Genomic DNA, 19,252 nt, shown 5'->3' on the forward strand with positions numbered 1-19,252 from the left:
CGTGTCCGTCGGGGTGCCGGTCATGCGAGGGCCTTGCGGAGGATGTCGGTGGCGACGCCGATGGCGAGTTCCGCGCCGTGCGTCCCGCGCAGCGCGTTCAGCATGACGAAGTCGTGGATGACGCCCTGGACACGCAGGGCGGTGACCGGGACTCCGGCGGCGCGGAGCTTCTCCGCGTACGCCTCGCCCTCGTCGCGCAGCACGTCGGCCTCGGCGGTGACGACCAGCGCCGGCGGCAGACCGGTGAGCTGCTCGGTGGAGGCGCGCAGCGGGGAGGCGGTGATCTGGGCGCGCTCGGCCTCGTCGGTCGTGTACTGGTCCCAGAACCACTTCATGGCGTCGCGGCGCAGGAAGTACCCCTCGCCGAACCGGTGGTACGACTCGGTGTCGAAGCCGGCGTCGGTGACCGGGTAGAACAGCACCTGCTGGACGAGGGTGACGTCGCCGCGCTGCTTGGCCATGAGGGTGAGGGCGGCGGTCATGTTGCCGCCGACCGAGTCGCCCGCGACGGCGATCCTCGTACCGTCGAGGTCCTTGTGCCGGCCCTCGCGGACGATCCACTGGGCGACGCCGTAGTTCTGCTCGACGGCGACGGGGTAGCGCGCCTCGGGCGAGAGGTCGTACTCGGGGAAGACGACGGCGGCACCGGTGCCGACGGCGAGTTCGCGCACCAGCCGGTCGTGGGTGTGGGCGTTGCCGAAGACCCAGCCGGCGCCGTGGATGTAGAGGATGACGGGGAGGACGCCGGTGGCGCCGCGGGGGCGGACGATCCGGGCGCGGACGTCGCCGGCCGGGCCGCCGTGGACGGTGATCCACTCCTCGTCGACGTCGGGGAGGGGGACGCCTTCGCCGTTCTGGACGTCGTCCACGGCCTTGCGGCCCTCGGCGACCGGGATCTGGTAGAGGTACGGCGGCTCGGCGGTGGCGTCGGCGAAGGCCTGGGCGGCGGGTTCGAGGACGGGACGGTTCGTCATGAGGGGTGCTCCTTCGGGGTGTGGGTGGGGGTGGGTGCGGGGTGGGTCACCGCGTGGTCGTGGACGGCTTGCCTGCCGGGGAACGGCCGCGGTGTGCGGGACGGCCGCGTTCGTGGTGCGGGGGCCACCCGGTCTTCGTTCGCCGGGCCTTCGCGAGGCGAGGCGGACCGGCGGTCTCCGCCGGGTGGACGGGGTTCAGAGGCCGTACGCCTCAAGGAGCCGGAGCCAGACCTCGCTCACGGTCGGGAACGCGGGCACGGCGTGCCACAGGCGGTCCAGCGGGACCTCGCCGACGACGGCCACGGTGGCCGTGTGGAGGAGCTCGGTCGCCATCGGGCCGGTGAGCGTGCAGCCGACGACGACGCCCCGGGTCTCGTCGACCACCAGCTTGGCGTGGCCGCGGGGGTCGTCCGTGTGGAGGGCGGCCCCGGCGACGTCGTCGAGGCGATACTCCACGGCGCGCACCGTGAGCCCCGCCGCGCGCGCCGCGCGCTCCGTGAGCCCGACGCTCGCGACCTCAGGGCAGGTGAACACGGCCTGGGGGACGGCGAAGCGGTCGGCCTCCGCGCTCCACGGCTGCCGGTCGCCGGTGGGGACCGGGCGTCCCGCGGCGCGCTCGGCGACGGCCGCCGCGCAGGCCCGGGCCTGGTACTTGGCCATGTGGGTGAGCGGCGCGCGCCGGTTGACGTCGCCGACGGCGTAGAGCCAGTCGCCCTCGACGCCGGTGACGCGACAGGTGTCGTCGGCCGGGAGCCAGGCGCCGGCCGGAAGGCCGACGGAGTCCAGGCCGAGGTCGGCGGTGCGCGGGCGCCGTCCGACGGCGGCGAGGACCTCGTCGCAGACGAGGTCGGTCCCGTCGTCGGTGTGCACGGTGACCGTGCGGGTGTCCTCGTCCCGGGCGACCCGGAGGGCGGACACGCCGAAGCGGACGGTGACGCCCAGGTCCCCGAGCCCCCGCAGGACCTCCTCGCCGGCACACGGCTCCCAGCCGGTCAGCAGGGCGTGGTCGCGGACGAGCAGCGTGACGGCGGAGCCCAGCGAGCTCCACGCGGTGGCCGTCTCGCAGGCCACCACTCCCCCGCCGATGACGACGAGCCGGTCGGGCACCGCGTCGGCCGTGGTGGCCTGGCGGCTGGTCCAGACGCCGATCCGGTCGATGCCCTCGACCGCCGGCAGGGCGGGTTCCGTGCCGGTGCAGACCACGACCGCGCGTCGTGCCGCGAGCGTCCGCCGTGTGCCGTCGGCCGCGGTCACCGCCACCCGGCGCTCCCCGGCGAGCCGTCCGTGCCCCCGTACGAGGGTGATGCCGGCCCCGGTGAGCCATGCGGCCTGGCCCGTGTCGTCGCCGCGCCCGGTGAAGCGGTCGCGGCGGGCGAGCACGCGCGCGGGGTCGAGGCCGGCCGTGACCGTCTGCCGGGCCCCGTCGACCGCACGGGCCGCGGACCGGGCGGCGCCGGGGCGCAGCAGGGCCTTGCTCGGCACGCAGGCCCGGTAGGAGCACTCACCGCCGACGGCCTCGGCCTCGACGACGACGGCCGTCAGCCCGGCCCGGACGCTCCGGTCGGCGACGACCTCGCCGGCCGGTCCGCCGCCGACCACGACGACGTCGTACGTGTCCATCAGCCGCGCACCAGAGGGGTGTCCACGAGGTGCTCGGCGAGGAACCACACCTGTGCCTCGCCCGTCCGGACGACGTCGGAGACGAGCAGGTCGGCGCTGCCCTCGTCGCCCTCCCCCGAGAGCCGGGCGGCGGCGTCGCGGGCGTCGATGAGGATCCGCTCGTGTGCGTCGAGGAGCCTCGACAGCATGACGGGCACCGGCTCGACGCCGTCGGGCGGACGGGGGACGGAGGTCAGCTCGGCGACGTGGCGCGGGTCGCCGACCGCGACGCCGCCGAGGCTCTGGACCCGCTCCGCCAGCGCGTCCACGATGGCCAGTTGGGCCTCCGCGTGCTTGTCCAGCATCAGGTGGAGCGAGTAGAAGGTCGCCCCGCGCATGAGCCAGTGGTGCTTCTTGTAGAGCGCGTGCAGGATCTGGGTGTCGGCGAGCACGCGGTTCAGCCGCTGGCAGGCGTACATCCGGGTGTCGTGACCGAGGCCGATCGGCAGCTGCTTCAGCGTGCCGAAGGCCTGGATCTCGGCACCCTTCTGGTGCAGCAGCGGCTGTCCGCCGCCGTGCGGGGTCGTGAGGGTGTCCATCGAGTACTCCTGAGGAGGAAGAGGGTGGAAGGACCCGGCCGGCCGGTCGGGGGTCCATGACCGGCCGGACCCGGTCTGCGGGCACGGCGCTCCGACGCCGGTGCGCGGCGGGTGGCCGAGGACGGAGGAAGGCGGTCCGCCGGCCGAAGACCGTGGAAGGCGGGCCGTCGGCCGTCGGAGGCGGGCCGCCGGGGGGCGGGCTCAGCTGTCGGCGGCCGCCGGGGACGGGGGCCGGTGCAGGACGAGCCGGGTGAGGAGTCCGCTGCCGAGGCCCGCGGCGAGCGCGAGGGCGGCCCACGCCGGCGCGTACGGCGCGAGGCCGAGGGCCGCGTCGGCGGACCAGGCTCCGGGGCCGGTCGCGGCGAGGGCGGCGGCGGTTCCGATGAGGACGAGCGGGTACTCGTAACCGTCGTTCTGCACCCAGAGACCGTGCCGCCACTTCACGGTCAGCGCGACCGTCATGACTCCGATGACGCCGGTCGCGGCGAGCGGCGTGAGGAGTCCGGCGGCGAGCAGCAGGCCCGATCCGATCTGTCCGCCGCCCGCCGCCAGAGCGGTGAGGGCTCCCCCGCGGAAGCCGTCGGCACGGAACTCCTCCGTACCGCCGTCGAGTCCCCGGCCGCCCAGGTGCGTGCTGACCTTCTGCACGCCGTGGCCGGCGACGAGCAGTCCCACCAGCAGACGCAGGATCAGAATGCCGGTGTCCACGGGGATCAGCCGGCCGCGTGCGCGCCGATGACGGCCTGTGCGTAGACGACACCCAGGCCGTACGCGCCCGCGTGGGCCTTGACGATCTCCATGACGGCGTCGTACGTCTCCTGGCGCGCCCAGTCGCGCTGCAGCTCCAGGAGGACCTGGACCCAGGTGACGGGCACGGCGCCGGCCGCGATCATCCGCTGCAGGGCGTGTTCGTGGGCGGCCGGGCTGACACCGCCGGAGGCGTCGGAGACGACGTACACCTCGTATCCCTGCTCCAGCGCCGAGAGCGCCGGGAGGACGAGGCAGACCTCGGTCCACAGGCCCGACAGGACGATCTTCTTGCGTCCGGTCGCCTTGACCGCCGCGACGAGCGCCTCGTCCTCCCACGCGTTCATGGTGGTGCGGTCGACGATCTCGTTCTCCGGGAACACCTCGGCGAGCTGCGGCAGCAGGGGGCCGGAGAACGACTCCGCGGCCACCGTGGTCAGGACGGCCGGCACGTCGAACGCCCGCGCCGCCTTGGCGAGGCCCACCGTGCTGTTGATGATCGCGGCGCGGTCGCCGCTGCCGGTGCCGAAGAACATCTGCGGCTGGTGGTCCACGAACAGCATGACGGCGTTGTCGGGGGTGAGCAGGTCCTTGCTCGGGGCGGCCTGCACCGCGGCGACGTCGAACATGAGGGGTCCTTTCGGGGCTGGGGAAGGGTGCCGGCCGTCTCGGCGGTTCGGCACGCCCTCACGCTACGAGCGTCTCGACCGGCCACTTTGACCTCCCGCGCCCAGCAAATGGCACGACAGCGCACAACCGGCCGGGGGTCGGGGCCGATGGTTAGGCGAAGAGCACTTGCCTAATGGTCAAGAATCGTTGACCATTACTCCCATGCCAACCGACGACGTTCCCCGGACGCTTCACGTCACGACCGACGAACAGATGCGTGCCGTCTCCAATCTGACGCGGCACCGGATCATGGCCGTACTCCGCTTCGAACCGGCGACGATCACGCAGATCGCCGAGCGGATGGGCCTCGCCAAGGGCAGTTCCAGCTACCACGTGCGCCTGCTGGAACGCGCCGGCCTGGTGAAGGTGGTGCGGACGCGGAAGGTGCGCGGGGTCACCGAGCGGTACTACGCGATGGCCGCACGGTCGATCGTGCTGCCCGACCCGGGCGAAGGGGGGCCGGATGTGCTGATGCGGCACGCGGTGGCGGACCTGGAGGCGTCGCCGGCCGACCGCGAGCGACACGTGGGAATGATGCATCTGCGCCTCACCGAGGAGCAGTTCTCCGAACTGGGGGCACGGCTGCGGGCCCTCGCGGAGGAGTACCGGGGACTGTCGGATCCGTCGCTGCCGGACACGTCGTTCGTGTTCGCACTGTTCCACCCGGCGGTGGGCGTCCAGGGCGAGGGGGAGACCGAGTGAGCAAGGAAAACGTGGGATTGCCGACCGGGTTCGGTCGGTTGTGGGCGGCGCAGACGGTGTCGTCGTTCGGCGACGGCGTGACGCACGCGGCGCTGCCGCTGCTGGCGCTGACCCTGACGCGCGACCCGATGGCGCTGGCCGTCGTGACGGCCGCGGGAACGTTGCCGTGGCTGCTCTTCGGAGTGCTGGGAGGCGCGCTGGTCGACCGGTGGGACCGCCGGCGGACGATGTGGGTGGCGGACCTGACCCGTGCGGCACTGCTCGCGATACCCGCGGCCGCCGCCCTGCTCGACGTGCTGAGCATCGGCCTGCTGGCCTCGGTCGCCTTCCTCCTGGCTCTGGGCGGCCTCTTCTTCGACACCGCCGCCACCGCCTACCTGCCGGACCTGCTGCGCCGCGACCCCGTCCTCCTGGAGCGGGCCAACTCCCGCCTGCGCGGCGCCCAGACCGCCATGTCCGGCTTCGCCGGCCCGCCCGCGGGCAGCTGGCTGCTCACGCTCGGACGCGCCGTACCGCTGCTCGCCGACGCGGTGTCCTTCCTCGTCTCCGCTCTGCTGGTACGGACACTGCCCGCCATGCCCCGGCCCGTACCGGAGGCCCGCGCATCGCTTCTTCGCCAGGCGCGAGCAGGCGCGGCGTACGTCTTCCGGGACCGGGTCCTGCTGGGGCTCGCACTCCGGCCGGCGGTCGGAAACGTCGCCTTCCTCGCCGTGGAGACCGTCCTCGCCCTCTTCGCACACGACCGTCTCGGCATCGGCGCCTTCGGCTTCGGCCTCCTTCTCACCGCCGAGGCCACCGGCGGCCTCCTCGGCGCCGCCATCGCCTCCCGCCTCGGCCGCACCCTCGGCACCGGCACCGCCCTCACCTGCACGGCGGCCGTCGAAGGACTCGCCATCCTGGGCCTGGCCTCCGCCCCCCACGCGTACGTGGCCGGACTCGCACTCGCCGTCTGCGGTGCCGGCATGGGCGCCACCATGGTCCTCGCCCCGTCCCTCCGGCAGACCATCGTCCCCGCCCACCTCATCGGCCGGGTCGCCTCCACCTCCCGCATGCTCGCCATGTGCGCCGCCCCGGTCGGAGCGTTCCTCGGCGGCTGGCTCGCCACGACTCACGACATCCGCACCCCCCTCTACACCGCCGCCGCCCTCCTCCTGGCCATGACGGCCGTCACGGCGTCCATGACCAGCAACCGCAGGATCGAAGCCGCGATACGCGACGCGGCCACGCCCCCTACCCCGGCTCCGACCCCGAACCCGCCCGGCGCTCCCGCACCTCCGGCATCCCCGCGGGCCACCCACGCGACGACACCCGACAGCGCGTGACGGCCGGGCACACGGCCGGACCGCAGACCCGCGTCAGCGAACAGAGTCGTACGCGGGGGGTACTCACCGACGCGTACAAGGCGATGACCGCCCGTTCGCCGAGTCGGACGACCTCGTGTCACGATGACGCCGTGGAGACTCCTGGCCTGTCGGCACACCGGCGCATGCTGATCGCGGCGGTCGTCGTGGTCGCGGCACCTGCCACAGAGCAGCTCGCCTGGCTGGACGAACACGGGGTGCCGACGGACGAGATCGCCTTGGGCCTCGACGACACGTTCGCCCTCGCACAGCACCTGGTCGAGCAGGGCCGGCTCAGTCGTGAGGCATTGCCCTCACTGCAGATGATCGACGGCATCGAATCCCATGCGGTGCACGCGCCGTCGTGCGTCACCATGAACAGCGGACGTGACCGCGGTACCTGCCGGACGTGTTGCCCGCGCATCACGACGCCGGGGTCGTCCGGTCCCGCGTAGCCCGCGGGCGTGTAGCGGCGGCAGGCGTCCCTGGCGTTCTCAGCCGACGCGTCGATCATCGATCGGCCGGTCAATGCCGTTGTGCGAAACGGGATTTTATGGCTTCCCAGAGAGGCCCGTACGGTCGGATTCATGGATGCGAACCTTCGGACTGCAGAAGAACTCGTGGCGGCGATGCGTGCCGGCGAAGCGACCTCGGTGGAACTGACCGAGGAGGCGATCGCCCGCATCGAGCGGGGCGACAAGGCGCTCAACGCGATCTGTGTGCGCGACTTCGACCGTGCGCGCGCCGCCGCCTACGAGGCCGACCAGAAGCGGGCCCGTGGCGAGGACCGGCCGCTGCTGGGTGTGCCCGTGACGGTGAAGGAGTCGTACAACGTCGCGGGACTACCGACGACTTGGGGCATGCCACAGTACCGGGACTTCATGCCGGCGGAGGACGCGCTCCAGGTGGCGCGGCTGAAGGACGCGGGTGCGGTGGTGCTGGGCAAGACCAATGTGCCGGTGGGACTGCAGGACGTGCAGAGCTTCAACGAGATCCACGGAACCACCAACAACCCGTGGGATCTCGCGCGGACGTCGGGCGGATCGTCCGGCGGATCGGCGGCGGCACTGGCGGCCGGGTTCGGTGCGCTGTCCATCGGTTCGGACATCGGCGGCTCACTGCGCACCCCCGCGCACTTCTGCGGTGTGTACGCCCACAAGCCGACGCTCGGACTCGTGGCGAGCCGAGGGATGGTCCCGCCGGCCGCGCCGGCCCTGCCGGTCGACCTCGACCTCGCCGTCGTCGGCCCCATGGCGCGCAGCGCCCGTGACCTCACGCTGCTGCTCGACGTCATGGCCGGGCCGGACCCTCTGACGCGGGGCGTGGCACACGGCCTGACGCTGCCGCCCGCACGCCACGCGCACCTGAGTGACTTCCGGGTCCTCGTCCTCGACGAGCATCCTCTCCTGGGGACCAGCTCCGCCGTTCGGGCGGGTGTGGGCCGGGTGGTCGACGCGCTCGCCGAGGGCGGCGCCCACGTCGAACGGCACAGCACGTTGCTGCCCGACCTGGCCGAAGCCGCCACGCTCTACATGACGCTGCTGTTCTCGGGCTCCGGTGCTCGTCTGCCCCTCGCCGCGTACGAGGAGCTGCGTACCCACGCCGCCGGGCTGAGTGCCGACGACCCGAGCCTCGCCGCGGCGCGGTTGCGCGGAGTGGCGTCGAGCCACCGCGACTGGATCCAGGCGGACGACCGTCGCGAGTTCCACCGTCACGGCTGGCGGCAGTTCTTCGCCGAGTTCGACGCCGTGGTGTGCCCGATCACGCCGACTCCCGCGTTCCCCCACGACCATCACCCCGATCTGCTGGGGCGCCAGATCGACATCGACGGCGTCGCGTACCCGTACCTGGACCAGCTCGTCTGGGCGGGACTGGCCACCATGCCCGGCCTCCCCGCCACCGCCGTCCCCACGGGGCTGTCCCCCGAGGGCCTGCCCGTCGGCGTCCAGCTGATCGGTCCGATGTTCGAGGACCGGACCCCGCTCCGGCTGGCCGAACTGCTGGAGCAGAGGATCGGCGGCTTCCAGGCACCGAGGTAGCAGCCGCTGTCGCGCCGGGGGTCCGGCGAGGACGAGGGTCGGAGGCCGCACGGGGGTGGGCGCCCCGTCCGGCCCTCGTGCCGCGGCCTGGCGCGGGAGGACGGCCGGCAGTCCCGACACCGACCGGGACCCGCAGCGGTCATCTCGGCCGCTCCGGCGACGCGAGCACCGCCCGGCCGGGAGAGTGCCCGGCCCGGCCTGACCACGCCACTCCGCCCACCACTTCGCCCACCCCGCCGCCCTCACCCTCGATCGGGAGGACGACGCAGTTCGCGCTGGAGGGCCGCGAGCGCGAAGGCGTGTGGGGACGCGTTCTGCCAGCGGGAGCGTCCGAACATCACGTCTTCGGAGAGTCCGCTCAGCATGGCCACGGCACGGATGGTGAACTCGGGGAGGTCCACGTCGGCGAAGTGTCCGAGGGCCTGCCCCTCCCGGAGGATGGAGTCGAGGCGCTCGTCCCAGCCGTCCAGGAGCTCGGTGAGGATCTTCCGGCCGGCGTCGTCGTGATGCTGGGCCAGGACCTGGGTCCAGAGCGCGTAGCGTTCGTCGCCCTGGTGGGTGGGGAGGTAGAAGCGGACGAACAGGTCAAGCTTCTCGGCGGGTGATGCGGCCTCGTCGGCGGCCTGCCGAAACCGGGCCCAGAGGTCCGCCTGGCTCCATGCGAGGACTTCGAGCAGGAGCCGGTCCTTCTTGCCGAAGTGGTAGAGGATGTGGCCGGTGCTCATGCCGGCCCGTGCGGCGATGTCGGACATGCGCAGGGCGGCCGTGCCCTTCTCGGCGATGACGCTGACGGCCGCGCGCATGGCCCGCTCGCGCGCGTCGTCCCCGCTGGGCTGACGCTTCCGGTCGGTGGGGACACGGGCCGCCGGCCTCGATCTGGCGCCGGTGGCGACGCCCGCCGACTCGATCCCGCCTTGCTCAGGGGGGAGACGGTCGGGCAGGGCGGGCCCGGTGTCTGACGTCGGCATGAGCTCACTTTCAGTGACGGAAATCCAGGTCCCAAGTCTAGGCTTCCGAGCATCTAGACCTTTAGTCTAGACTGAAAATCTAGTTAGCACGATGGGGAGTGTGACGGCCGGCTCTGCACGGTCGCCCCACGGCCGGCGGCCTGCCCTACCCACCACCCTGGAGCACCTACATGACGCGCGGATTCGATGTCGTGGAGACCTGTATCGCCGACCTGCGCACGGCGCTGGAGAAGGGCGAGACGACCTCGGTCGAGCTGCTCGACGCCTACCTCGCGCGGATCGACGCCTACGACCGGCCCGGCACCGCCACCGCTCTCAACGCGATGGTCGTGATGAACCCGCGCGCCCGGGCCGACGCGGAGGCCTCCGACGCCCGTCGCGCCCGCGGCGAGACGCTGGGCCCGCTGGACGGCATCCCGTACACCGCCAAGAACAGCTACCTCGCCGAAGGGCTCACGGCCGCGTCCGGCTCCCCGGCGTTCGCAGAGCTCGTCGCGCAGCGTGACGCCTTCGCCATCGAGCGGCTGCGCGCGGGCGGCGCCGTCCTCATCGGCCTCACCAACATGCCGCCCATGGCGAACGGGGGCATGCAGCGCGGTGTGTACGGCCGCGCGGAGAGCCCGTACAGCGCCGAGTGGCTCACCAGCGCCTACGGCTCCGGCTCCTCCAACGGGTCCGGCACGGCGACGGCGGCGTCCTTCGGCGCGTTCGGCCTCGGCGAGGAGACCTGGTCCTCGGGCCGCGCCCCCGCCTCGAACAACGCGCTGTGCGCCTACACGCCCAGCCGCGGCGTGATCTCGGTACGCGGCAACTGGCCGCTCGTCCCGACCATGGACGTCGTGGTCCCGCACACCCGCACCATGGCCGACCTGCTCGAACTGCTCGACGTGATCGTCGCCGACGACCCGCACACCCGCGGGGACCTGTGGCGCGCGCAGCCGTGGATACCGCTGCCCTCGGCGTCGCAGGTGCGCCCCGCCTCGTACCCGGCCCTCGCCCCCGCCGACGCCGAGGCCGCCTCCGACGCACTCGCCGGCAAGCGCGTCGGCGTGCCCCGGATGTACATCAACGCCGACCCCGACGCCGGAACGAACCCCGAGGGAGGCATCGGCGGCCAGACCGGGCAGCGCGTCGAGACCCGCGCCTCGGTGATCGACCTGTGGGAGGCCGCCCGCCGCGACCTGGAGGCCGCCGGGGCCGAGGTGGTCGAGGTCGACTTCCCCGTGGTGTCCCACTACGAGTCCGACCGGCCCGGAGCGCCCTCGCTGCTCACCCGCGGGCTGGTCAGCCGCGCGTACCTGACCTTCGAGATCGAGGACCTGTCCGCCTGGGCCTGGGACGACTTCCTGCGCGCCAACGGCGACCCGGCGCTCTCCACGCTGGCCGACGTCGACGGCGCCCGCATCTGGCCCAAGCAGGAGGGCGAGCTGCCCGACCGGTACGACGGCTTCGACGACACGATCGGGGAGTACCCCCGCTTCGTGCGCGAGCGCCCGTACGCGTCCGTCGACGACATGCCGCACCTCGAGCAGGGGCTGCGCGGCCTGGAGGAGACGCGCCGCGTCGACCTGGAGCTGTGGATGGACGGCCTCGGCCTGGACGCGGTCGTCTTCCCCGCGGTCGCCGACGTCGGCCCGGCGGACATGGACGTCAGCGTCGCGTCCGCCGACCTCGGCTGGCGCAACGGCGTCTGGGTCGCCAACGGCAACCTCGTCCCCCGCCACCTCGGCATCCCCACCGTCACCGTCCCCATGGGCACCATGACGGACACCGGCATGCCCGTCGGGCTGACCTTCGCCGGCCGCGCCTACGACGACAATGCCCTGCTGTCCCTCGCCGCCGCCTTCGAGACCACCGGCAACCGGCGCACGGCGCCGCCGCGCACGCCGCGCCTGACCTCGGAGTGACCGACGGGTCTCAGGGCCTCCCGCAGCCATCGGCCCTCCCCCATCCATCGGCCCTCCCGCATCCATCGGCCGGACAAGCGGACGCCGACCGCTCCGTGGGGGGCGTGGCATCAGGCCACGTCCTCCCCACGGCTGCGCAGGGGAACGGGAGCAGGTGTCAGGAGGTGCCGGAGGTTCCGTCCCCTCGCTCCTCCACGCGGGCGTACGGCTGCTCGGCGGTGTCCTGGATCCGCCAGACGGCCTGGCCGACGGCGAGAATCCCGCGGGCGGGGAGCGCCACCGCGCCGATCCGGGGACTGCGGCGCAGACGTACGGGATGCCCGAGGTCAGCGCCGTCGAGGAACGCGGCCGCGTCGGAGACGTCATACATGCGTCGGGGCATCAGGATGCCCTCGTGACCGCTGGGCATCCGGCCGCGCATCCGGATCTCCCCCAGTCCCAGGGCGCGGGCGGCCTGCTCGCGGGCCCGCACCAGGGCCCGGACGCGCCAGGTCGCCAGGGGCATGACGCCGGAGAGCGTGTTCATCACGGCGAGCACCGGGGTGGAACGGGCGGTGAGCACCCAGTCCAGTGCCGGCCGGTCCATCATCACGTGCAACGTGGCGGGCCCGGTGAAGGCCAGTCGGATGCGGGCGGTGCCGATGGTCTCGCAGGCGGGCCCGTAGTACCGCGGGCAGGCGAGGTCCGGTGGGGGGCCGTCGACGTGGATGGACCACCGGCCCTCGGGCGTGCGGTGCCACACCGTGCGGTACGGGCCGAAGGAGCTCTGCGGGAAAACCCGCAGCGCCAGCACGTGCCCGGAATCGAAGGGCAGGCCGAACACGCCCCACCCCCGGGCGTACTCGTGGTCCGGCCACGGCGCCTGCCCGTCGGCGTCCGGTAGGCGCGACCGCCGCGACAGCCGCGTCGCCAGATCGACCATGACCGTCACCTCCCGTGTACACGGCCCGGTGCCCGCACCTTCAGCATCGCAGGCGGCAGGAGCGCCCGCCGCCCGGCGACAGCTCCCCCGGTGAGGTACGAGGCCGTGGCTACGGCCCGTGTCCGGCGTCCGGTATCCAGCGGCCGAAGACGCCGTGCACGCGTGCCGGCGGGGCTCGCTCCTCGGCTGCGGAGACGAAAGGCCGAGTTCTCCTCCGCCGCCCGCGCTGCTCGGCCCTCTTCGGCACGCGGCCCCGCCGCTGCGCCGTTCCGCCGACAGTGAAGGCCGGTCCGCCGGCCACTTCCCCTCACTACAGTCCCTGTCATGACGACGGTCACCACACGCTCAGTCGCATACCCGGCCGACGGCCTGACCATGGTCGGGCACCTCGCACTCCCCGCCGGTGACGATCCGCGCCCCGCGGTCCTCGTCGGGCCCGAAGGCCCCGGCCTCAACGACGTCCAGCGCCGCAGGGCCGACGCCCTCGCCGAACTGGGCTATGTGGCGCTGGCCTTCGACATCAACGGCGGGCGCTGGTTCACCGACCCGCAGGAGATGCTGGCACACACGACTCCCCTCCTCGCCGACCCCGACCGCCTGCGGGACATCGGCAACGCCGCCCTCGACGTGGTGCGCGCCGAACCCCGGACGGATCCCGAACGGATCGCCGCCATCGGCTACGGCACCGGCGGCGTGGTGGCGCTGGAACTCGGACGCGCCGGCGTCGACCTCCAGGCGATCGGGACGGTCAACGCACTCCTCACGGGCCGGCCCGGCGAGGCGTCGCGCATTCGCTGCCCCGTGTGGGCCGGCGTCGGATCGGAGGACCCGATCATGCCACCCGCGCAACGCGACGCCTTCACCGCCGAGATGCAGGCCGCCGGCGTCGACTGGCGGCTCGTCGTCTACGGCGGCGCCCAGCACGCCTTCCACCATCCGCCGGTCGACCAGGTCACGGTTCCCGGCGTCGCCTACCACCCACGGCACGCCGAGCGAGCCTGGCAGGACATCGTCGGCCTGCTCGCCGAGTGCATGCCCGTGACGCCGCGCACCGCCTGAGGCCGTGAGGGCGAGCACGGCTGTCGACGGGTTCCGGACGCGCCGCCATCCCGTGATGTCCGGGGTCGGAGAGCGCGTCCGGGGAACATGGCGGGTATGACCACTGATCATCCCGCCAAGCGGGGCGGTGCCGCACAGAAGTGGTTCGCCGCCTTCTCGGACCGGGCGTCGAACATCACCAGCTCCCCGCTCTTCTACGTCCTGTGCGTCCTCCTGGTCCTCGGCACCATCGTCCTGCACTTCCTCCACCCGCCCCTGTCCTGGCTCATCTTCGCCGGTGACCTCATGACCTCGGTCAACCTCCTGCTCCTCGCCCTGCTGAAGAACGCCGAACTACGTGACACGCACGCCGTCCAGCGCAAGCTGGACGCGATCGCCGCCGCGCTCCTGGAACAGCGCGAGGGCAAGAGCCACGAGGCGGCCGAGGAACTGCGGCGTGCCATCCGCATGGAGGAGCGCCCGTGAGGTCGAGGCCGGACAGACCCCGCTCGCCGGCCGAGCGGGGTCGTCCCGACCACCGGGGCGCTCACACGTACCGCCGCTCCACCCCGGCCCGGATATTCGGAGCCGCCCAGACGAACGCGGTCTAACCTGACGGCACCACACATCACGGGGGAGGTTGCGGTGCTTGTCATGCCCGGGCGGCGGACGTCGACGATGGAGCTGCTGGCCGTCGAGGCAGCGGGGCGCGGGATGACGGTCCGCACCGCGGAGGAGATGTCCGGAGCCGCCGGACCCGCGTACTGGTACGGAGGTCCGTCCGCGGGTGCCCGCTTGGCGGGAGAGCTGGGATGGGCGCTGCTGGAGCCGACGGATGAGTGGCTGGCCGAGCTGCCGCAGGAGTTCACCGGGCGGGACGTGCGCGCGGCGACGGTCCTGGACGCCTGGGCGTTGCAGCAGCCGACGTTCGTCAAGCCTCCGCGGGAGAAGTCGTTCGCGGCCGACGTCTACGCGGATGGTTCGCGGCTGCCCGTGGGTCTGGATCCGGCGACTCCGGTACTCCTCTCCGAGGTGGTGACCTTCGCCGCCGAGTACCGGCTCTTCCTCCTCGACGGGCAGATCGCCATCGGCAGCCGCTACGCGGTGTTCGGCCGGCTCGACCCCCAGCCGCTCGACCGGGACGACCCCGTCGCCTCGGAGATCGGGGAGTTCGTCGACCGCCTCGTCGCCTCAGCGGGCTCCACCCTGCCGAGCGCCGTCGTCGTGGACGTCGGCCAACTCCTCGATCCCTACCACCCGGGCCACCGCTGGGCCGTCGTCGAGGCCAACATGGCGTGGTTCTCGCACGCGTACGCCTCCGACCCGGCCCGCGTACTGGACGTCGTGCTGCGGGCAGCAGGGCCGAAGGACCAGGTGAGGGCCTCGGATCGCCCGTTCTCCCGCAGCTGATCCCTCGGTGTCGGGTACCGCGCCACGAGGGTGGCTCCCCCTTGGCCGGCCCCCTCGGGACACGGCATCGACCACTCCCTCCGGGCACACACGCGGGGAGTGGTCACCTGCTCCGCCTCCGACGAATGTCAGGGCCGACGGCAACCCCTGCGTCGACGTCGTGCACGTCGACGGCGACACGGCAGGGCCAAGCCGGGTTCACCCCGCGTCGCCCCTGCTCACCCTGTTCTCGCCTCGCGCGCCTTCGGCCTCTTCCAGAGCGATGATGGCCCGACGTCGCCATCGCGCGACGCCCACCCCCACGACCACCACACCCAGCAGGCAGACCACGGGGATGCCCCATATTCCCGCCGCCAAAAGAGTCCCCAGTGATTCCATCAACGCCCCCTTTCCGGCTGAGCTTATGTGGACCAGAACGCGGGTAGCTCATCAATTGCCTGGTCAAGGCCGATTGTCAGAGCTGTGGTACATGATCGGGCCATGCTGCGAGCGAGCGACGAACGCGGTCGTCAGATCAAGAATCCGGGCCCCACGGCCCTCAGCCGGATGGTGGCCAACCTCGGCCGAGGCAACACCTTCGCGATCGTCGAGCGATGCGACGGCGCGATGCCCGGCGACTGGTACGTACAGGTGTGGCTGAGGGACGACAACACCTATCAGCTGGAGTTCCGTGCGGGAACTGCGTCCGAGCACTACCAGACCAGGACGGTCTCCCAGGACAAGGTGATCGCGGCCTTCGACGGTTGGTCCAAGGGACGGCCCGGCTGGAAGGACGGCTTCATGTGGAACAACATCGGCAGTTGGTTCGACGACTCCGACTGAGCATCGGCGATCGCCGCGTCCTGCACAGGCACGCCCTTCGTTGGACGGGGCGGAGCTGCTGCCGTACTGCAGCCCCTACCGTCCTGGGAAGAGGGGGCCCCGGAGCGGCACTTCGAGAGGACGGCTGCCCGTCACACCAGATGCCGGGCGAAGAACCTGCCCACCCGAGCCCGAACGTGAGCGAGCGTCGCAGCCGGGGCGCCGGTGCCGACGAGCGCGTCACGTGATGCCGCGGTCATGAGACCGGCCCTCTGGAGCTGTGGAACGAGCGAGCCGTAGTCGGTGAACGCCCAGTGGTCGGCGTCGGGCAGCACCCCGCGGCGGGCGGTGAGGCCGGTCCAGGAGGAGTCGATGCGGGCAGCGCCGTCGAAGCCGTCGGTGCGGAACAGGAGCAGCGGGCGGTCGATGCCGGCGGGCGGGTGCAGGTCGAGGTAGCCCTCCAGGTTCGCCACCGCGCCGACACGGCGGTCGCCGGAGGCCGCGTACACCGCTGCCGTCCCGCCTGCGGAGTGCCCGTAGAGCCCGATCCGGCGGGGGTCGATGACGGGCGCGAGCGGCAGGCTGCCGAGCCGGTCCAGGACGAAGCGGAGGTCGGCGATGCGGGTGTCCACCATCGTGCGGAAGGTCGCCGGGTCCGGCGGGCCGGTCAGGACCGTGGTCCGCATCCCGGTCGGCAGTTCCACCTGTGTGGCGTCGCCGGGGTGGTCGACGAGGACGACGACGTGGCCGTGGCCGGCCAGGTCCTCGGCGAGGGAGGTGCCGAGCGTGCGGGAGTCACCGCCGCCGGGTGAGTACACCAGCACCGGCCGGCGCCCGGCGAGCGGCGGTGCGCCCACGTGTCCGTGGGTGAGGACCGTGCCCCAGTCCACCTGGCCCGGTTCCGGCAGCCCCGGGTGGACGTGCGGTGCGTACGCGGCGAACACCTCGGCCTCGTCCGGGGTGAGTTGAGGCGCCCGGGAGAAGCCGCGTAGCGATCGAGCCGGGTACAGGACGGTCAGCATCAGCTCCCGCGCGCCGCCGATCCAGGGGTCGGTGCGCGTCGGGTCCGTCAGGTGGACCGTCCGCATGCCCACCGGGTGCGGGCCGGTGGGTGCGGGAAGCCGGAGGTGGGGTTCCCTGTCGGAGGCGGTCGCGGCGGCCGTGGGGAGAAGCGCGGCGGCAGTGCCGAGTAGGGTTCCTCGCAGAAGAGCGCGTCGAGAAGTCATATGTGCATCCTTGGGCCGGGGCTGTCGCGACGCGAAGGTTCAGGCCCTGGCCGAAAGGCCGGACAAGCGCGAGGAGTTGTGCGGGTGCTTCGCATCCACTTCACCGCGGAGGACTGGGCCGGTATCCGCTTCGCCTCCCGCCCGGTGCCCCTGCAGGAGATGCACGCCGCCCTGACGACGGTGGTGACCCGGCGCGGCGGGGCGCTGTTCTCGCCGTGGCGCGGCCGTGTCCTGCGTTCCCTGCCGGTCGCCGCCGACCCGCTGGCCGACCTGGTTCCGGCGGGCCGCCCGCCGGCCTTCCTCGACGTCCTCGGCGACACGATGGGAGAAGGCTTCGAGCAGATCCGTGCCACCAGCACCGGCGCCGTGCGCTCCGCACTGGAGCGGGTCTACGGGTCATCGGCCGCACCCGGCTGGATCCACGGTCTGTACGAGGGCGACGAGGCCGCCTGGCACACCCTGCGCCGCGCCCAGCAGGCCGCGTACGAGACGATTCTCGCGCCGGTGTGGCCGGTCGTACAGGACCTGCACCGCGAGGAGTTCACCCGTTACGCCCTCACGGTCGCCGAGCACGGTGCCGCCGCCGCTCTCACGCTCCTGGCCCCGGGCAGTCGGGTCCGGCACGGCGTCTGGGAATGGCCCGCGGCGGCGGATCGCGAGGTCCGCCTCGACGGGCGCGGCCTGCTCCTGCTGCCCACCTTCCACCACCCCGCGGGTCCCCTGCTCCAGGACGTCCCAGGCCGTCCCGCGGTGCTGACGTTCCCTGCGGGACCCGGACTGCCACCGACCCCGGACAGGGCCCCCGTCCACGAGTCCCTGGCCGCTGTTCTGGGCCGCACCCGGCTGGACGCGCTGCGTCTCCTCGCCGAACCCCACACCACCACGTCACTCGCCCGCGCCCTCCGCGTCAGCAACGCGACCGCCTCGGCCCATGCGGCCGCGCTGAGATCGGCGGGCATGGTGACGACGACCCGCACGGGCCGCTCCGTCACGCACCGGTGCACGGCGCTCGGCACCCTCGTCGCGGGCGCCTGACCCGGCCCTCGGTCCCCCGCGACGATCGGCTGAGGAACGACCCTGACGGGAACGGCACTTGACCAGGCCGCGGTCCCGGGACAGGGTCGTTGCCGACACGCCGTGTACAGCCGGCGCACGAGTTCGACGGGGGTACGCGAGGTGACGTTCCACGAGGTCCACTGGCAGCAGGCGACTCCCGGACACTTCGAGCTGAACGGACTGACCGTGCCGGCCCGCAGTGGTGTGCGGCTGCTCCCCATGACCACCGTGAGCGAGGACGTCGTCGTCGCCGTCACCGCCGTGTCGGGTCGGACGGCCGTACAGCTCCAGGCCTTCCGTGCGTCGCCGGGACGCGACTGGGACTCCGCACGGTTCGAGCTCCTGGCGCGGCTCCGGCGGAACGGCGGCACGGCGACCGAGGTCGGCGGCCGCGCGTCGGGGATCGAGGTCCACGCCCGCATCCCTGTGGTCACTCCTCGGGGCACGGAGAGGACCCAGGAGGTGCGGTTCGTCGGCCGGCAGGGTCCTGGCTGGCTGCTGCGGGGCACCATCACCGGGGCGGGGGCCGCGCCAGGGGTCGGCGACGCGTGGCCTGACGAGGTGTTCGAGGGGGCGACCGTCACGTGCACGGCGCTCGTGGCACCGGGCGGCTCGGCGATGGAGCTGCGTTGGCCTCCGGTCGAGGTGCCCGGGAGCGCGTAGCCGGCGGCGGGCGCCGACCCCGGCCGCGCCCGCCCCCGGTGGCCGGCGCCATCAGGGAAGGGAAGTGGACCGAGAGACGGTTCGCCACGCGACCGGTGGGGGGGGGGACGCAGAGGTCGGGTTCGTGCCCAGGGGTCCCCGAAAACCCCGCAGGAATCTCCGCCAGGTCCCTAGAATCCGGCTTCGATGAAGAGACGAGTGCAGTTCACCGAACAGGTCGCACGCTTCCGCGACTACATGCCGACCGATGATCGGGCCGCGTTCCTGAACCTCGTCGAGAGGATCACGGCCGACCCCGAGGGCGCCGGCAGCCACCTCGCCTACACGGGCGACTCCGTGACGCGCGCTGTCTGGGAGGACCACGTGATGGTGCACTACGTCGTCACGGCCTTCTTCGTGGTCGTCATCGAGCTCGACATCCACGATCCCGCGCGCGGTTTCGACGGGCTGTAGGAGCACGCCGCCCGGCTCGGAGCTCATCGTGCACGCCGGCACGGAGTGGCGACCGCGGGAGTCGTTCGTACGCGGCGGATGAAGCGGGCCGGCTTCGTCGCCGGCCCTCACGGGGGCGCCGCCTGGCCCGGCCCCTCGC

General features: G+C 72.8%; 20 protein-coding genes. 12 read left to right on the forward strand and 8 right to left on the reverse strand.

Features of this window, described 5'->3' with window-relative positions:
• Positions 1 to 20: 20 nt before the first annotated feature.
• The 5 genes from ACZ60W_RS00545 to ACZ60W_RS00565 form a co-directional block, all read right to left on the reverse strand.
• Positions 21 to 974, reverse strand: a complete 954-nt coding sequence (locus tag ACZ60W_RS00545; protein WP_469753118.1) for an alpha/beta hydrolase — start codon at positions 972 to 974, stop codon at positions 21 to 23.
• A 195-nt stretch (positions 975 to 1,169) separates the two neighbouring features.
• Positions 1,170 to 2,594, reverse strand: a complete 1,425-nt coding sequence (locus ACZ60W_RS00550) for a dihydrolipoyl dehydrogenase family protein (RefSeq protein WP_469753119.1) — start codon at positions 2,592 to 2,594, stop codon at positions 1,170 to 1,172.
• Positions 2,594 to 3,172, reverse strand: coding sequence for a Dps family protein (locus tag ACZ60W_RS00555; protein ID WP_469753120.1), 579 nt, complete (start codon positions 3,170 to 3,172; stop codon positions 2,594 to 2,596). The genes ACZ60W_RS00550 and ACZ60W_RS00555 overlap by 1 nt, the downstream gene beginning before the upstream one ends.
• A gap of 201 nt (positions 3,173 to 3,373) precedes the next feature.
• The gene (locus ACZ60W_RS00560; RefSeq protein WP_469753121.1) at positions 3,374 to 3,880 is read right to left on the reverse strand and encodes a DoxX family membrane protein; all 507 of its coding nucleotides are present in this window, start codon (positions 3,878 to 3,880) and stop codon (positions 3,374 to 3,376) included.
• A gap of 5 nt (positions 3,881 to 3,885) precedes the next feature.
• Positions 3,886 to 4,548 (reverse strand): hydrolase, encoded by a 663-nt coding sequence (locus tag ACZ60W_RS00565; RefSeq protein ID WP_469753122.1) that lies wholly within the window; start codon positions 4,546 to 4,548, stop codon positions 3,886 to 3,888.
• A 202-nt stretch (positions 4,549 to 4,750) separates the two neighbouring features.
• Here ACZ60W_RS00565 and ACZ60W_RS00570 point away from each other — a divergent pair, with 202 nt between their 5' ends.
• The 4 genes from ACZ60W_RS00570 (at position 4,751) to ACZ60W_RS00585 (ending at position 8,669) form a co-directional block, all read left to right on the forward strand.
• Positions 4,751 to 5,290: an ArsR/SmtB family transcription factor gene (locus ACZ60W_RS00570; RefSeq protein WP_469753123.1), complete on the forward strand. Its 540-nt coding sequence runs from the start codon at positions 4,751 to 4,753 to the stop codon at positions 5,288 to 5,290.
• Positions 5,291 to 5,307: 17 nt separating this feature from the next.
• Positions 5,308 to 6,612 carry an MFS transporter gene (locus ACZ60W_RS00575; protein ID WP_469753259.1) on the forward strand — a complete coding sequence of 435 codons (1,305 nt, stop codon included), beginning with the start codon at positions 5,308 to 5,310 and terminating at the stop codon, positions 6,610 to 6,612.
• A 131-nt stretch (positions 6,613 to 6,743) separates the two neighbouring features.
• Positions 6,744 to 7,085 carry a hypothetical protein gene (locus ACZ60W_RS00580; protein ID WP_469753124.1) on the forward strand — a complete coding sequence of 114 codons (342 nt, stop codon included), beginning with the start codon at positions 6,744 to 6,746 and terminating at the stop codon, positions 7,083 to 7,085.
• 132 nt (positions 7,086 to 7,217) lie between these two features.
• Positions 7,218 to 8,669, forward strand: coding sequence for an amidase (locus tag ACZ60W_RS00585; protein ID WP_469753125.1), 1,452 nt, complete (start codon positions 7,218 to 7,220; stop codon positions 8,667 to 8,669).
• A gap of 242 nt (positions 8,670 to 8,911) precedes the next feature.
• On the opposite strand, the gene ACZ60W_RS00590 is transcribed toward ACZ60W_RS00585, so the two are convergent.
• Entirely contained in the window at positions 8,912 to 9,637 is a 726-nt protein-coding gene (locus tag ACZ60W_RS00590; RefSeq protein ID WP_469753126.1) for a TetR/AcrR family transcriptional regulator, read from the reverse strand.
• Between the two features lie 170 nt (positions 9,638 to 9,807).
• On the opposite strand from ACZ60W_RS00590, the gene ACZ60W_RS00595 reads away from it, so the two are divergent.
• Positions 9,808 to 11,544 carry an amidase gene (locus ACZ60W_RS00595; RefSeq protein WP_469753127.1) on the forward strand — a complete coding sequence of 579 codons (1,737 nt, stop codon included), beginning with the start codon at positions 9,808 to 9,810 and terminating at the stop codon, positions 11,542 to 11,544.
• Between the two features lie 157 nt (positions 11,545 to 11,701).
• Here ACZ60W_RS00595 and ACZ60W_RS00600 read toward each other — a convergent pair whose 3' ends face one another.
• The gene (locus ACZ60W_RS00600; protein ID WP_469753128.1) at positions 11,702 to 12,466 is read right to left on the reverse strand and encodes a hypothetical protein; all 765 of its coding nucleotides are present in this window, start codon (positions 12,464 to 12,466) and stop codon (positions 11,702 to 11,704) included.
• A gap of 324 nt (positions 12,467 to 12,790) precedes the next feature.
• On the opposite strand from ACZ60W_RS00600, the gene ACZ60W_RS00605 reads away from it, so the two are divergent.
• The 4 genes from ACZ60W_RS00605 to ACZ60W_RS00620 all read left to right on the forward strand — a co-directional run bounded on the left by ACZ60W_RS00605 (position 12,791) and on the right by ACZ60W_RS00620 (position 15,736).
• The gene (locus ACZ60W_RS00605; RefSeq protein ID WP_469753129.1) at positions 12,791 to 13,525 is read left to right on the forward strand and encodes a dienelactone hydrolase family protein; all 735 of its coding nucleotides are present in this window, start codon (positions 12,791 to 12,793) and stop codon (positions 13,523 to 13,525) included.
• Between the two features lie 96 nt (positions 13,526 to 13,621).
• Positions 13,622 to 13,990: a hypothetical protein gene (locus tag ACZ60W_RS00610; RefSeq protein WP_469753130.1), complete on the forward strand. Its 369-nt coding sequence runs from the start codon at positions 13,622 to 13,624 to the stop codon at positions 13,988 to 13,990.
• A gap of 192 nt (positions 13,991 to 14,182) precedes the next feature.
• Positions 14,183 to 14,914 carry an ATP-grasp domain-containing protein gene (locus ACZ60W_RS00615; protein ID WP_469753260.1) on the forward strand — a complete coding sequence of 244 codons (732 nt, stop codon included), beginning with the start codon at positions 14,183 to 14,185 and terminating at the stop codon, positions 14,912 to 14,914.
• A 480-nt stretch (positions 14,915 to 15,394) separates the two neighbouring features.
• Positions 15,395 to 15,736, forward strand: coding sequence for a hypothetical protein (locus ACZ60W_RS00620; protein ID WP_469753131.1), 342 nt, complete (start codon positions 15,395 to 15,397; stop codon positions 15,734 to 15,736).
• Between the two features lie 131 nt (positions 15,737 to 15,867).
• Here the strand turns inward: ACZ60W_RS00620 and ACZ60W_RS00625 are convergent, their stop codons facing one another.
• Positions 15,868 to 16,941 carry an alpha/beta hydrolase family protein gene (locus tag ACZ60W_RS00625; RefSeq protein ID WP_469753132.1) on the reverse strand — a complete coding sequence of 358 codons (1,074 nt, stop codon included), beginning with the start codon at positions 16,939 to 16,941 and terminating at the stop codon, positions 15,868 to 15,870.
• Positions 16,942 to 17,025: 84 nt separating this feature from the next.
• On the opposite strand from ACZ60W_RS00625, the gene ACZ60W_RS00630 reads away from it, so the two are divergent.
• From ACZ60W_RS00630 to ACZ60W_RS00640, 3 genes are all read left to right on the forward strand, one after another.
• On the forward strand, positions 17,026 to 17,976 hold the full coding sequence (locus tag ACZ60W_RS00630) for an ArsR family transcriptional regulator (protein WP_469753133.1): 951 nt from the start codon (positions 17,026 to 17,028) through the stop codon (positions 17,974 to 17,976).
• Between the two features lie 141 nt (positions 17,977 to 18,117).
• Complete coding sequence (locus tag ACZ60W_RS00635; protein WP_469753134.1) at positions 18,118 to 18,660, forward strand: DUF3710 domain-containing protein; 543 nt, start codon at positions 18,118 to 18,120, stop codon at positions 18,658 to 18,660.
• 186 nt (positions 18,661 to 18,846) lie between these two features.
• Entirely contained in the window at positions 18,847 to 19,113 is a 267-nt protein-coding gene (locus ACZ60W_RS00640; protein WP_469753135.1) for a hypothetical protein, read from the forward strand.
• Positions 19,114 to 19,252 lie beyond the last annotated feature (139 nt).

This window comes from Streptomyces sp. NPDC104202 (assembly GCF_055584185.1).

Coding starts and splice junctions, on each gene's coding strand:
- ACZ60W_RS00545 (WP_469753118.1), bottom strand. CDS start 974: ATGACGAACCGTCCCGTCCTCGAACCCGCCGCCCAGGCCTTCGCCGAC.
- ACZ60W_RS00550 (WP_469753119.1), bottom strand. CDS start 2,594: ATGGACACGTACGACGTCGTCGTGGTCGGCGGCGGACCGGCCGGCGAG.
- ACZ60W_RS00555 (WP_469753120.1), bottom strand. CDS start 3,172: ATGGACACCCTCACGACCCCGCACGGCGGCGGACAGCCGCTGCTGCAC.
- ACZ60W_RS00565 (WP_469753122.1), bottom strand. CDS start 4,548: ATGTTCGACGTCGCCGCGGTGCAGGCCGCCCCGAGCAAGGACCTGCTC.
- ACZ60W_RS00570 (WP_469753123.1), top strand. CDS start 4,751: ATGCCAACCGACGACGTTCCCCGGACGCTTCACGTCACGACCGACGAA.
- ACZ60W_RS00585 (WP_469753125.1), top strand. CDS start 7,218: ATGGATGCGAACCTTCGGACTGCAGAAGAACTCGTGGCGGCGATGCGT.
- ACZ60W_RS00590 (WP_469753126.1), bottom strand. CDS start 9,637: ATGCCGACGTCAGACACCGGGCCCGCCCTGCCCGACCGTCTCCCCCCT.
- ACZ60W_RS00595 (WP_469753127.1), top strand. CDS start 9,808: ATGACGCGCGGATTCGATGTCGTGGAGACCTGTATCGCCGACCTGCGC.
- ACZ60W_RS00600 (WP_469753128.1), bottom strand. CDS start 12,466: ATGGTCGATCTGGCGACGCGGCTGTCGCGGCGGTCGCGCCTACCGGAC.
- ACZ60W_RS00605 (WP_469753129.1), top strand. CDS start 12,791: ATGACGACGGTCACCACACGCTCAGTCGCATACCCGGCCGACGGCCTG.
- ACZ60W_RS00610 (WP_469753130.1), top strand. CDS start 13,622: ATGACCACTGATCATCCCGCCAAGCGGGGCGGTGCCGCACAGAAGTGG.
- ACZ60W_RS00615 (WP_469753260.1), top strand. CDS start 14,183: ATGGAGCTGCTGGCCGTCGAGGCAGCGGGGCGCGGGATGACGGTCCGC.
- ACZ60W_RS00620 (WP_469753131.1), top strand. CDS start 15,395: ATGCTGCGAGCGAGCGACGAACGCGGTCGTCAGATCAAGAATCCGGGC.
- ACZ60W_RS00625 (WP_469753132.1), bottom strand. CDS start 16,941: ATGACTTCTCGACGCGCTCTTCTGCGAGGAACCCTACTCGGCACTGCC.
- ACZ60W_RS00640 (WP_469753135.1), top strand. CDS start 18,847: ATGAAGAGACGAGTGCAGTTCACCGAACAGGTCGCACGCTTCCGCGAC.